Origin of the sequence: Streptomyces pseudovenezuelae (genome assembly GCF_029892565.1) — a bacterium.
GTDB lineage: Bacteria > Actinomycetota > Actinomycetes > Streptomycetales > Streptomycetaceae > Streptomyces > Streptomyces pseudovenezuelae_A.
In genome coordinates, this window is the sequence record NZ_JARXVH010000006.1 from 258433 (window position 1) to 271402 (window position 12970).

11 protein-coding genes are annotated in these 12970 nt (G+C 71.6%); 3 read left to right on the plus strand and 8 right to left on the minus strand.

The genetic code is table 11. The annotated features are described in order from the left end of the window. Nucleotides 1-6 precede the first annotated feature (6 nt). The 3 genes from M2283_RS21065 to mshC all read left to right on the plus strand — a co-directional run bounded on the left by M2283_RS21065 (nt 7) and on the right by mshC (nt 2728). Entirely contained in the window at nt 7-597 is a 591-nt protein-coding gene (locus M2283_RS21065; protein ID WP_280877862.1) for a DUF3090 domain-containing protein, read from the plus strand. Further along, the gene (locus M2283_RS21070) at nt 561-1379 is read left to right on the plus strand and encodes an SCO1664 family protein (protein WP_280877863.1); all 819 of its coding nucleotides are present in this window, start codon (nt 561-563) and stop codon (nt 1377-1379) included. The genes M2283_RS21065 and M2283_RS21070 overlap by 37 nt, the downstream gene beginning before the upstream one ends. A 119-nt stretch (nt 1380-1498) precedes the next feature. Beyond that, on the plus strand, nt 1499-2728 hold the full coding sequence (gene mshC, locus M2283_RS21075; protein WP_280877864.1) for a cysteine--1-D-myo-inosityl 2-amino-2-deoxy-alpha-D-glucopyranoside ligase: 1230 nt from the start codon (nt 1499-1501) through the stop codon (nt 2726-2728). Nucleotides 2729-2797: 69 nt separating this feature from the next. Here mshC and M2283_RS21080 read toward each other — a convergent pair whose 3' ends face one another. The 8 genes from M2283_RS21080 to M2283_RS21115 all read right to left on the minus strand — a co-directional run bounded on the left by M2283_RS21080 (nt 2798) and on the right by M2283_RS21115 (nt 12674). Further along, complete coding sequence (locus tag M2283_RS21080; RefSeq protein WP_280877865.1) at nt 2798-4513, minus strand: S8 family peptidase; 1716 nt, start codon at nt 4511-4513, stop codon at nt 2798-2800. An 87-nt stretch (nt 4514-4600) separates the two neighbouring features. Beyond that, on the minus strand, nt 4601-5590 hold the full coding sequence (locus M2283_RS21085; RefSeq protein WP_280877866.1) for a PAC2 family protein: 990 nt from the start codon (nt 5588-5590) through the stop codon (nt 4601-4603). 172 nt (nt 5591-5762) lie between these two features. Further along, nucleotides 5763-6434 (minus strand): FadR/GntR family transcriptional regulator, encoded by a 672-nt coding sequence (locus tag M2283_RS21090; protein ID WP_280877867.1) that lies wholly within the window; start codon nt 6432-6434, stop codon nt 5763-5765. A gap of 121 nt (nt 6435-6555) precedes the next feature. Continuing rightward, nucleotides 6556-7308 carry a nucleoside phosphorylase gene (locus tag M2283_RS21095; RefSeq protein ID WP_280877868.1) on the minus strand — a complete coding sequence of 251 codons (753 nt, stop codon included), beginning with the start codon at nt 7306-7308 and terminating at the stop codon, nt 6556-6558. 180 nt (nt 7309-7488) lie between these two features. Beyond that, complete coding sequence (locus M2283_RS21100) at nt 7489-9105, minus strand: glycerol-3-phosphate dehydrogenase/oxidase (protein WP_280877869.1); 1617 nt, start codon at nt 9103-9105, stop codon at nt 7489-7491. 54 nt (nt 9106-9159) lie between these two features. Then, the gene (gene glpK, locus M2283_RS21105) at nt 9160-10698 is read right to left on the minus strand and encodes a glycerol kinase GlpK (protein ID WP_280877870.1); all 1539 of its coding nucleotides are present in this window, start codon (nt 10696-10698) and stop codon (nt 9160-9162) included. A 78-nt stretch (nt 10699-10776) separates the two neighbouring features. Further along, nucleotides 10777-11571, minus strand: a complete 795-nt coding sequence (locus M2283_RS21110) for an MIP/aquaporin family protein (protein ID WP_280877871.1) — start codon at nt 11569-11571, stop codon at nt 10777-10779. 338 nt (nt 11572-11909) lie between these two features. After that, entirely contained in the window at nt 11910-12674 is a 765-nt protein-coding gene (locus M2283_RS21115; RefSeq protein ID WP_280877872.1) for an IclR family transcriptional regulator, read from the minus strand. Nucleotides 12675-12970 lie beyond the last annotated feature (296 nt).

The following is a 12970-nucleotide window of genomic DNA, read 5'->3' on the forward strand; positions in this document are numbered from 1 at the left end:
CAGGACGTGTCCCGTCAGGTGTTCCTCTACGACCCCCCGGACCGCTTCGTGGCCGGTACGGTCGGACTGCCCGGACGCCGTACGTTCTTCCTCCAGGCCACCGCGGGCCCCCGGGTGACCAGCGTGGCCCTGGAGAAGACCCAGGTCGCCGCCCTCGCCGAGCGCATGGAAGAGCTGCTCGACGAGGTCGTACGGCGTACTGGCGGCAACGCCCCGGTTCCGGCCGTGGTACCCACCGAGATCTCCGACTCCGCCCCCCTGGACACCCCCATCGAGGAGGAGTTCCGGGTCGGCACCATGGCGCTGGCCTGGGACGGCGACGGGGAGCGCATGATCGTCGAGGCGCAGGCACTGGTGGAGTTGGACGCCGACTCCGACGAGGACCTCGCCGAGGCCGAGGAGCGCCTGCTCCAGGACGAGGAGAACGGCCCCCCGATGCTGCGGGTCCGGCTGACCGGCGCGCAGGCCAGGGCCTTCACCAAGCGCGCCCTCGACGTCGTCAACGCCGGGCGGCCGCCGTGTCCGCTGTGCAGTCTCCCGCTCGATCCGGAAGGACACGTATGTCCGCGCCAGAACGGATACCGCCGCGGAGCGTGAGCACGGCAGAGCTGCTGACCCGGGGCGAGTTGACGGTCCGCGGGCAGATCAGGGAAGCGTCCAACGCGGTGCTGTACTGCTCCGTCTCCCACGCGGGGGAGGAGGCCTTCTGCGTCTACAAGCCGGTCCGCGGTGAGCGTCCCCTGTGGGACTTCCCCGACGGCACCCTCGCCGAGCGCGAGGTCGCCGCGTACGAGGTCTCCGAGGCCACCGGCTGGGGTCTGGTGCCCCTCACCGTGCTGCGCGACGGGCCCTTCGGCGAGGGCATGTGCCAGCTGTGGATCGAGGGCGAGGCGGGCTCCGAGCTGCTGGGCCTGGTGGACACCGAGGAGCCGGCGCCGGGCTGGAAGGCGATCGGCCTCGCGGAGGTCGGGGAGGGCGAGACCGCGCTGCTCGTGCACGCCGACGACGAGCGGCTGCGCCGGCTCGCGGTCCTCGACGCGGTCATCAACAACGCCGACCGCAAGGGCGGACACCTGCTGCCCACGGCCGGCGGCCGGCTCTACGGCATCGATCACGGCGTGACCTTCAACACCGAGAACAAGCTGCGCACCCTGCTGTGGGGCTGGGCCGGAGAGCCGCTGACCGCCGAGGCGGTCGACGTCCTCAAGGGCCTCCAGGAGGCGCTGGGGGCGTCGGGGGCGCTCACCGAGCGGCTGACCGGACTGATCACCGCCGCCGAACTCGACGCCACACGCGCGCGTGTGGACGCTCTGCTGACCTCCGGGAAGCATCCCGAGCCCAGCGGCGAGTGGCCGGCCATTCCCTGGCCGCCGGTCTAGCGGCGCCCTGCACACAGGGGCGAGCCGCACACCGGGCCGTACCGCGCAAGAAGGCCCTACCGGCCATCCGGGCCCGGTCCGGTTCGTATACGGAACATCCGTCCGGTTAGGCTCATGACATGCATGCCTGGCCCGCTTCCGAGGTCCCCGCCCTGCCTGGTCAGGGCCGCGACCTGAGGATCCACGACACCGCGACCGGCGGTCTGGTCACCCTCGACCCCGGTCCCGTCGCCCGTATCTACGTCTGCGGCATCACGCCCTACGACGCCACCCACATGGGGCACGCGGCGACCTACAACGCGTTCGACCTCGTGCAGCGCGTGTGGCTCGACACCAAGCGCCAGGTTCACTACGTCCAGAACGTGACCGACGTCGACGACCCGCTCCTGGAGCGGGCCCAGCGGGACGACGTCGACTGGGTCGACCTCGCCGAGCAGGAGACGGCCCTCTTCCGCGAGGACATGACCGCCCTGCGGATGCTGCCCCCGAAGCACTACATCGGCGCGGTCGAGGCGATACCCGGCATCGTCCCGCTCGTCGAGCGGCTGAGGGACGCCGGCGCGGCCTACGAACTCGAAGGGGACGTCTACTTCTCCGTCGAGTCCGACCCCAACTTCGGCAAGGTCTCCGGCCTCGACGCCGCCGCCATGCGGCTGCTGTCCGCAGAGCGCGGTGGCGACCCCGAGCGCCCCGGCAAGAAGAACCCGCTCGACCCGATGCTGTGGATGGCCGCCCGCGAGGGCGAGCCCAGCTGGGACGGCGGTTCGCTCGGCCGCGGCCGGCCCGGCTGGCACATCGAGTGCGTCGCCATCGCCCTCGACCACCTGGGCATGGGCTTCGACGTGCAGGGCGGCGGCTCCGACCTCGCCTTCCCGCACCACGAGATGGGCGCCTCGCACGCCCAGGTGCTGACCGGCGAGTTCCCGATGGCCAAGGCCTACGTGCACGCCGGCATGGTCGGCCTCGACGGCGAGAAGATGTCCAAGTCCAAGGGCAACCTGGTCTTCGTCTCCGCGCTGCGCCGCGCAGGCGTCGACCCCGCAGCCATCCGGCTCGCGCTGCTCGCCCACCACTACCGCTCCGACTGGGAGTGGACCGACCAGGTCCTCCCGGACGCCGAGGCCCGGCTCGCCCGCTGGCGTGCCGCCGTCTCCCGCCCCGACGGCCCGTCCGCCGAGACGCTCGTCCAGGAGCTCCGCGAGGCCCTGGCGAACGACCTGGACGCCCCGGCCGCGCTCGCCGCGGTCGACCGCTGGGCGGCCCTGCAGAGGGACCGCGGCGGCAGCGACGAGGGCGCCCCCGGCGTCGTATCGCGTGCGGTGGACGCCCTGTTGGGCGTGGCGCTCTAGCAACAGGTCGGCAGGTGGGGGCGGTTCCTCCCGACGGGGAACCGCCCCTGTCTCAAGCACCCGTGCTCGTCAGCCCGTGACGACCAGGCCGACGATCTCGTCGTCCGAGAACCACACCCGGACGTCGGGCCGTCCGGTCGCGAAGGCGGAGTGCACCGCCTGGCGGATCTCGGGGGACGGGTGGTTCAGGTCGCGCCAGGCGCCGGCCACGAACAGCCGCAGCCGGGGCGGGAGTTCGGGTGGATACGGGAGCAACTCGTCCCAGTACCGCTCGGCCCGGCCCGAGCCGACCGCGTGCGGCAGCAGTTGGGTGACCGCCGCCCTGATGTCGGGTCGGTTGCCGATCCGCTGCGAGGCGGGCCGGCCCGGCGCGTCCTGCTGCGGGGAACCCGAGGCCCGTAGGACCGCGCGGGCCCGTTCCGGGGTGATCGGCGGCCGGGCGGCCGCCTTGAGCATGCCCTGAAGGGCGGCCAGCGCGCCGGCCACCACCGGGGAGGCGGCGGAGGTCCCGGAGAACGTGTCCGTGTACCAGGCGATCTCCTCGGGCCCGCCCTGCAGATCGCCGGGCCGGTCCCAGCTGCCTCCGGTGGTCGTGACCTCGCGTCCCCAGCCCTGCGCGTCCACGCGGGCGCCGTAGTTGGAGAACGCCAGCCGTGAACGGTCCGGGCCGTGGTCGCGGCCGTGCGTGCCGGGCGGCGGTGCGCCCGCGCCGACCAGGACGGCGCCGGAGGACGGGTTGGCGGGGTCGAACGGGTTGCGCCACCACGCGGGGAACTCGTCGGGCCGGCGCTCGTACAGCGCGTCGTCGAGCGACTCGGCGCCGTTGCCCGCCGCTGCCACCACCAGGACGCCCCTGGCGGTCGCGTACCGGACGGCCGCGTAGTCGTCCGGCCACCACTCGATCGCCAAGTAGCCGCGCTGGTCCTCGCGTTCGGCGTACTCGAAGCGTGGTCCGGGGCGGTGGAGTTCGAGGAGTACGAGGTCTCCCGGGCCGAGCCGGTCGGCCGCCGCGTGGATCGCGGCCGCCGTGCCGATGCCCTGGAACGACGCGGTGGCGGTGACCGCCTCCGGCACGATCCCGGTGACACCGGACTCGCCCCGGTCGCCGCCGATCATACCGATCACGGCGGTGCCGTGGTTGCGCCACGCGAGGTCGCTCACCGGGGTGCCCACCACGACACCGGCCAGCCGCCCGGCCAGGTCCTCGTGCCCCAACTGCCAGGCGCCCTCGACGTCGATGACCGTCACCCCCTGACCGGACCCACCGGGCCGCTGCCAGGCCCAGTGGGCATCCGTCCCCTCCGGCGCGGCGCGCAGATAGCCCTGCCGGCCGCTGAAGTCGGGCGAAACCGGGGCGCTTTCCGCCAGCCTGCGGTCGTCGTCGGCCACCGTGGCGGGCACGGCACCGGGCTTCACGTAGGCCGTCGCTATCCCCGGCAGCGCGGCGATCCGCGAGCGCAGCTCCTGCGCGCGCCCCTCGCCGCCGCGCAGCCGGTAGAACAGCGCGAGATCGGGCCCGTCGTCCGCCGCGTCCGTCATCCTGAGGCGTATCTCGCTGCCGAACAGCGGCTCCAGCACGAGCCGTTCGTCGGCGAGGAACAGGTCGAGGGCCGACACGTCGACGTCGACGGCCGAGCGGACGCCCTCGGCACCGGCCCGCAGAGCGGCCTCCGGTCGGGCGACGACGATCAGTTCCGGCTCGGCGCCCCGATACGCGAACCCCGCTCCGTCGGGTCCCGGCCCCGAGCCACCCGGATCCTCCGCCCGCTGTACCTGCTCGCTCATCGGATACCGCTCCCTTCCCCCGTGGGGACGCGCCGTCGCCGCGGACACATGAAGAAGGGCGGTGCGCATCGCGCACCGCCCTCTCGTTCATTCCTCCGAGGAATCGTCGTCCTCGGTATCCGGTTTGGGTGGTTTCGGTGGCCGGGTGCGCCCGCCAGGGTTGTCCCGCCGGTACGTGCCCGGCCCCGGGCCGTCCCCACCCTCCGTGGCGTGACCGCCGACACCGCCCGGACCCGAGCCGTCCCGGCGCCGCAGATACCGCTCGAACTCACGGGCGATCGCCTCGCCCGACGCCTCCGGCAGCTCCGCGGTGTCCCGGGCCTCCTCCAGCGTCTGGACGTACTCGGCGACCTCGCTGTCCTCGGCGGCCAGCTGGTCCACACCGACCTGCCAGGCGCGCGCGTCCTCGGGCAGCTCGCCCAGCGGGATGCGCACGTCGATGAGGTCCTCCAGGCGGTTGAGCAGCGCCAGCGTCGCCTTCGGGTTCGGCGGCTGCGACACGTAGTGCGGTACGGCGGCCCACAGGCTCACCGCCGGTACGCCCGCGTGCGTGCAGGCCTCCTGGAGGACACCGACGATGCCCGTGGGTCCCTCGTACTTGGTCTCCTCCAGGTCCATCCGCTGCGCCAGGTCCGCGTCGGACGTGGTGCCGCTGATCGGGACCGGACGTGTGTGCGGGGTGTCACCGAGCAGCGCGCCGAGGATGACCACCAGCTCCACGCCCAGCTCGTGAGCGAAGCCGAGCAGCTCGTTGCAGAACGAACGCCACCGCATCGACGGTTCGATCCCGCGCACGAGCACCAGATCGCGCGGCTTCTCGCCGCCGATCCGGACCACCGAGAGGCGGGTCGTCGGCCATGTGATCTTGCGGACGCCGGCGTCCATCCACACCGTGGGGCGGTTCACCTGGAAGTCGTAGTAGTCCTCGGCGTCCAGCGCCGCGAACACCTCGCCCTTCCACTCCCTGTCCAGATGCGCGACCGCGGTGGAGGCGGCGTCGCCGGCATCGTTCCAGCCCTCGAACGCGGCCACCATGACCGGGTCGATCAGCTCGGGTACCCCCTCGAGCTCGATCACCCAGGCCTCCTTCCGACGTGCCCTCGCTTGACCACCCAACCTTACGGCGTGCGGCGGGGGCGCCCGCAGCCCCCTTGCACGGGGGAGTGAACGGATCACTGCCCCGTCCGAGCCGCTCGAACACCCAAGATCGCCACCCGGGGCCGCCCCGGCGCCGTCGCCCGGCGGGCGCTCAGAGCGAGGCGCGCAGCCACTGCTCCACGCTCGCGATGTGCACCGTCGCCCAGGACCGCGCCGCCTCCGCGTCCCGGTCGTGCAGGGCGGCCAGGATCGCCCGGTGCTCGCGCAGGGTGCGGCTGACCGCGTCCTCCTGGGTGAGGCCGCGCCAGATGCGGGCCCGGGTGGTGGGCCCCGACAGTCCGTCGAGCAGGGAGCAGAGCACGGAGTTGCCGGAGCTCTGCACGATGCCCCGGTGGAAGTCGAGGTCGCAGGCGACCAGCTCCTCCACCGACGGCGCCTCGCCCAGCTTGTCCAACTGGGCGGAGAGCGCGTCCAGTTGCTGCTCGCTGATCCGGGAGGCGGCCATCGCGGTGGCGGCCGGCTCCAGGATCCGGCGCACGGCCAGGAACTCCAGGACGGTGTCGTCGCGGTGGAAGTCGACGACGAAGCTCAGCGCCTCCAGCAGGAGTTGCGGATCCAGGCTGGTCACGTACGTGCCGTCGCCCTGACGCACGTCCAGGATCCGGATCAGCGACAGGGCGCGCACGGCCTCCCGAAGTGAGTTGCGGGACAGGCCCAGTTCGGCGGCGAGTTCGCTCTCCTTGGGCAGCCGGTCCCCGGGGCGCAGCGCGCCGGAGACGATCATGCCCTTGATCTTTTCGATCGCCTCGTCGGTGACTGCCATGCCCGGCCTCCAAGTCGTTCCCGCATGCCCGTGAAGACATCCGATGTCTCACGCCATTATGGCGGTTCAGTGGGCTGAACGGGGCGCCGAATGCGCAGGTCGCCCACGATCGGGTCGACGTTCAGGCCTCGTTCGACTCCGCCAGCAGCCGCAGCGCCTCCAGGGACACCACCGCACCGCGCTCGACGCCCGCCGCGACGACGCCCCGGTGCGGGTCGTACCCACCGGTGGCGTCCTCGTCGACCAACTCGTCGGCGTTGGCTCCGTCGATGACGACGACCCCGCCGGCCACAAGACCACGCAGCGACGCCGTCACCAGCAGCGCGGACAGCTCCATCTCGATCGCCGCCAGCCCGGCGCCCTGGTAGGAGAACAGCGGAAGCAGCCCCGGCTGGAAGGCCGCCCGCGTCCACACGATCCCCCGGTGGTGCGGGGCGCCCGCCTCGCGCGCGGCCCGCTGGAGGGCCAACACGGCCTCGGGGGAGGCGTACGCCGGATACTCGGGCGGCAGCAGCTGCTGCGTAACCCCGTCGTCCCGCACGGCCGCCTCGGCGATCACCAGGTCGCCGTCGCCGATCCCGGGCTTCATCGCACCCGCCGTACCGAACCGCAGAAAGGTCCGCACCCCCGCGTCGGCCAGCTCCTGGAACAGCAGGATCGCCCCCGGCGCCCCCACCCCGTGCGAGGCCACGGTCACCGGCAGCCCCTTCCAACTCCCGCTGAACACGCGGTACTCGCGGTGGTACGACACCTCCTCGGCCCCGTCCAGCAGCCCGGCGACGACCGCGGCCCGCGCCGGGTCGCCGACCACGAGCGCGTACGGCGGCAGGCCGGTGCGCGGGATGCGGGCGATGGGCGACAGGTCCTGCGGCATGCGGCGACTCCGGGAGAAGGGGGTGCGGCGACGGCGGCGGACCGTCGAGACGAAGACCGTACTTGGACAAGGCACCGGCACGCGCGCGCAGGCACCCCGCACCGACGGCCCGGTACGCGAAAGGGGCGGCTCCATCGGCGTGGAGCCGCCCCTTCGTCGTATGACCCGCTTCTCGCTACTTCACTTCTTGTCGAGCAGGTCCTGCACCTTGGCGCGGACCTCGTCCGTGGCCAGGCCGCGGATCGTCAGGGTCGTGCGGCGGCGCAGCACGTCGTCCTGGGTCTCGGCCCACTCGTTGTCCCGGGCGTAGACGACCTGCGCCCAGATCTCGGGGGCGTCCGGGTGGACGCGCTCGGCCAGTTCGGGGCTCTCGTTCGCCAGCCGGGCGATGTCGAAGGCCAGCGAGCCGTAGTGCGTGGCGAGATGCCTGGCCGTGTCGGCGGCCATGCGCGGGCCGGGTGCCGGGTTGTCGACCAGCAGGCGGTGGGCGACCGCGCGCGGGTTGGCGACGCCGGGCAGCGGCAGCTTCTTGGGCAGCGAGGCGATCGGCTCGAAGTCGTCGCCCAGCGGGTGGCCCGGCAGCGCCTCCAGCTTCTTCATGACCGTACGGCCGATGTGCCGGAAGGTCGTCCACTTGCCGCCCGCGACGGACAGCATCCCGCCCCGGCCCTCCGTGACGACGGTCTCCCGCTTGGCCTTCGCCGTGCTGCCCGGGCCGCCCGGGAGCACGCGCAGACCCGCGAACGAGTACGTGATCAGGTCGCGGGAGAGCTGCTGGTCCCGGACCGAGAACGCGGCCTCGTCCAGGATCTGGGATATGTCCTTCTCGTTGACCGAGACGTCCGCGGGGTCGCCCTCGAACTCCTCGTCGGTGGTGCCGAGCAGGAGCATGTCCTCCCAGGGCAGCGCGAAGGTGATGCGGTACTTGTCGATCGGGGTCGCCAGCGCGGCCTTCCAGGGCGCCGTCCGCTTCAGGACCAGGTGCGCGCCCTTGGAGAGACGGATGGAGGGGGCCGCGTTCGGGTCCTCCAGCCTGCGCAGGTGGTCGACCCACGGGCCGGTGGCGTTGAGCACCAGGCGGGCGTTCACGCCGAACTCGTCGCCGGAGGTGCGGTCGCGCAGCTCGGCGCCGGTGACCCGGCCCCGGGTGAAGCGCAGGCCGGTGACCTCGGCGTGGTTGAGGACGACGGCGCCCGCCTCGACGGCCGCGCGGACCGTCATCAGCGCCATGCGCGCGTCGTTCATCTGGTCGTCGCCGTACACGGCCACGGCCTTGAGGTTGTCGGTACGCAGCTCGGGCACGTCCTGCGCCGCCTTGGCGGGGGACAGGAGGTGGCCCACGCCGTCACCGAACGCGGAGAGCGCGGAGTAGGCGAAGACGCCCGCCCCGAGCTTCGCGGCGCCGTGCGGCCCGCCCTTGTACACGGGGAGGTAGAAGGTGAGCGGGTTCGCCAGGTGGGGGGCCACCTGGCGGGAGACCGCACGGCGCTCGAAGTGGTTCTCCGCCACCAGCTTCACCGCGCCGGTCTGCAGATAGCGCAGACCGCCGTGGAGCAGCTTGGAGGAGGCGGACGAGGTGGCGCCGGCGAAGTCGCCGGCGTCGACCAGTGCCACCCGCAGGCCGGACTGCGCGGCGTGCCAGGCGGTGGAGATGCCCAGGATGCCGCCGCCGATGACGAGAAGGTCGTACGACGCCTTGGCGAGCTGCTCCCGGGTCTCGGCGCGGCTCGGGTTCGAGCCGGAGGCCGGGCGCGTGCCCAGGGCAGGCACGGACTGCAGGGTGGACTGACTGGTCATTTCGGGTTCTTACTCCTCGTCAGAGCTCTGATCGGAGCTCGTTTCAGAGCCGGTTCAGCTCTCGTCGTCGAGCCAGCCCATGGTCCGCTCGACGGCCTTGAGCCAGCTCTTGTACTCACGGTCGCGGGCGGCCGCGTCCATGTTGGGGGTCCACTCGGCGGCCCGGCGCCAGTTGGCGCGCAGGTCGTCGGTGCTGGTCCAGAAGCCGACGGCGAGACCGGCGGCGTAGGCGGCACCGAGGCAGGTGGTCTCGGCGACCATCGGGCGCACCACGGGGGCGTCCACGAAGTTCGAGAGGGTCTGCATCAGCAGGTTGTTGGAGGTCATGCCGCCGTCGACCTTGATCGCCGCGAGCTCGACGCCGGAGTCCTTGGTCATGGCGTCGGTGATCTCACGGGTCTGCCAGGCGGTGGCCTCCAGGACGGCGCGCGCGAGGTGCGCCTTGGTGACGTACCGGGTCAGACCGGCGATCACACCGCGGGCGTCGGAGCGCCAGTACGGGGCGAACAGGCCGGAGAAGGCCGGCACGAAGTACGCGCCGCCGTTGTCCTCGACCGAGAGCGCGAGGGTCTCGATCTCGGCGGCGGTGGAGATCAGGCCCATCTGGTCGCGCATCCACTGCACCAGCGAACCGGTGACGGCGATGGAGCCCTCCAGGGCGTAGACCGCCTTCTGGTCGCCGATGCGGTAACCGACCGTGGTGAGCAGGCCGTTGTACGAGTTGACCGGCTTCTCACCGGTGTTCATCAGCAGGAAGGTGCCGGTGCCGTACGTCGACTTGGCCTCGCCCTCGGCGAAACAGGTCTGGCCGAACAGGGCCGCCTGCTGGTCGCCGAGCGCGGAGGCGACCGGGATGCCGCCGAGCAGGTCGCCCAGCTTGCCGCCGGTGACCTCGCCGTAGACCTCGGCGGAGGAGCGGATCTCCGGAAGCATGTTCATCGGGACGCCGATGGACTCGGCGATCTTCTCGTCCCACTCCATGGAGTGCAGGTTCATCAGCATGGTGCGGGAGGCGTTGGTGACGTCGGTGACGTGCCGGCCGCCGTTCACCCCGCCCGTCAGGTTCCAGATGACCCAGCTGTCCATGGTGCCGAAGAGGATGTCGCCCGCCTCGGCGCGCTCGCGCAGGCCCTCGACGTTGTCGAGCAGCCAGCGGGCCTTGGGGCCGGCGAAGTACGACGCGAGCGGGAGGCCCGTCTCGCGGCGGAAGCGGTCCTGGCCGACGTTGCGGCCCAGCTCCTTGCAGAGCGCGTCGGTGCGGGTGTCCTGCCAGACGATGGCGTTGTGGACGGGCTCACCGGTGTTCCTGTCCCACAGCAGCGTGGTCTCACGCTGGTTGGTGATGCCGATGGCCTTGATGTCGTCGCGGGTGATGCCGGCCTTCTGGATGGCTCCGGCGACGACCTCCTCGACGTTGGTCCAGATCTCGGTGGCGTTGTGCTCGACCCAGCCCGGCTTCGGGAAGATCTGCTCGTGCTCCTTCTGGTCGACGGAGACGATACGGCCGTCCCGGTCGAAGACGATGCAGCGGCTGGAGGTGGTGCCCTGGTCGATGGCGGCGATGAACGGTCCGGCGGTGTGCGCGTCGGTCACTGTGTGCTCCTGGGGGTTCCGTGGGCGGAGGGCTGTCTGTACGGCGCGGTGCTGGTGAGCGTGTGGAACTCGATGCTCTTAAGCAAAGGCGACGTTGTAGATGCCTGCAGCGATCGCGCCGCCGATCAGCGGACCGACCACCGGGATCCAGGCGTAGCTCCAGTCGGAGCCGCCCTTGTTGGGCAGCGGCAGGAGAGCGTGCACGATGCGCGGACCCAGGTCACGGGCCGGGTTGATCGCGTAGCCGGTCGGGCCACCGAGCGACAGACCGATGGAGACCACCACGAACGCGGTGATGAGGGCGCCCAGGTTGCCCAGGCCGTCGCCGTTGGCGTTCAGGCCCTGCGTGAGGATGGCGAGGATCAGGACGACCGTACCGATGATCTCCGTGGCGAGGTTCTGCACCACGTGGCGGACCTCGGGGCCGGTGGAGAAGATGCCCAGGACCGGTCCCGCGCCCTTCTCCTGGGCCTCGACGGCCTTGGCGGAGGTGGCCTGCGCACCCGGACCGCCGACGATCTCCCTGTCGGTGAGGTGCGCCTGGAACTGGCCGTAGTAGGCCACCCAGACCAGGGTCGCGCCGATCAGGGCGCCGAGCATCTGTCCGCCCCAGTAGATCGGCACGTTGTCCCAGCCGCCGTCCTTGATGGCGAGTGCGAGCGTCACGGCCGGGTTGAGGTGGGCACCGGAGAGCGGTGCCGAGATGTATACGGCCGTCATGACGGCGAAACCCCACCCGAAGGCGATGGCGAGCCAGCCGGCGTTACGTGCCTTGGAGGCCTTCAGCGTGACGGCGGCGCAGACGCCACCGCCCAGCAGGATGAGTACGGCGGTACCTATGGTCTCGCCGATGAAGATGTCGGAGCTGGACACCCGCGACTCCTTTGTCCTTCGTCCAGGGGACCGAACCCCGGGTCCCTCCGGGAGTTCGAGCTGCCCTCGGGATGAGAGCGTTACCGGCCCTTGGCGTTGTCACACTCTAACGCGTATTGCCGGTAGGTGTTCGACAATGTCGACCGATGGACGGGAGTCTCGCCCCGGCGTTACGCGTGCGTCAAGGGTTGTGTTGTCCAAACCACGATCGTTACTGATTGCTGTGAGTCGTCGATCTTGGCCTGGGGCGTCCGTCAAGTGTCGCCCCATATGTCCACTTCAGGGTATGGCTAGGACCGGAACACCGAAATGGCGTTCCGGCAGCTCACACCGACTTCTCAGAACCGGCCGCCGCCGAGGTCCCGTGACACCGAGCGGGCACAGTCCCGCACCGCGGCGATCAGCTCGGGCCGCAACTCGCCGTCCCTGCACACCCGCTCCACCGCGCCGGCGATACCGACGGCGCCCACCGGCATGCGCCGCCGGTCGTGGATGGGGGCGGCGACCGAGGCCACGCCCTCCCAGGTCTCCTCGACGTCGGCCGCGTACCCGCGCGCGCGGGTGAGGTCGAGGACGTGCTCGAAGTCCGCCGCCTCCGACACCGTGCGGTCCGTGAAGGGTTTGCGGTCGGCCTCCAGGGCCTCGCTGTGCGCCACCGGGTCGTACGCCGACAGCACCTTGCCCAGGGCCGTGGAGTGCAGCGGCTGCATGGCGCCGATCTCCAGCACCTGCCGGCTGTCGTCGGGCCGGAAGACGTGGTGCACGATCAGCACGCCGTGCTGGTGCAGGACGCCGAGGTAGACGCTCTCGCCGCTGGAGCGGGCCAGGTCGTCCGTCCACACCAGCGCCCGCGCCCGCAGTTCGTGCACGTCGAGATAGGTCGTCCCCAGGCGCAGCAGTTCGGCGCCGAGCTGGTACCGCCCCGAGGCGTCGTCCTGCTCGACGAAGCCCTCCTGCTGGAGGGTGCGCAGAATCCCGTGCGCGGTCCCCTTGGCGAGGCCCAGCGACGAGGCGATGTCCGAGAGGCCGAGCCGTCGCTCGCCGCCCGCGAGCAGGCGCAGCATGGCGGCCGCCCGTTCGAGCGACTGGATGTTCCGTGCCATCGCCGTCCTGCCTCCGTCCCCTCGACCGTCGGGCGTGCTTCCTCACTGCCGCCGTTCGGCAATGCCGAACACTACCGGTCCATGCCGACCTCCCGCCAACGGTCGGTCGGTTCCGGTCGTGTCACTCGTATGTCACTCGCGCGTCACTCGTATCCCGCGAGCGCGCCGCCCGTCATCCTCGTCCGTCCCCTGGACTTGCCGACCACCGGCCCGCGGACCCGGTTACCCTGGCGAGGTGCGCCCACCGCGGAGAGTTCCACGGACCGCGCAAAGCCGACAGCCGTCGCACTAGAGGG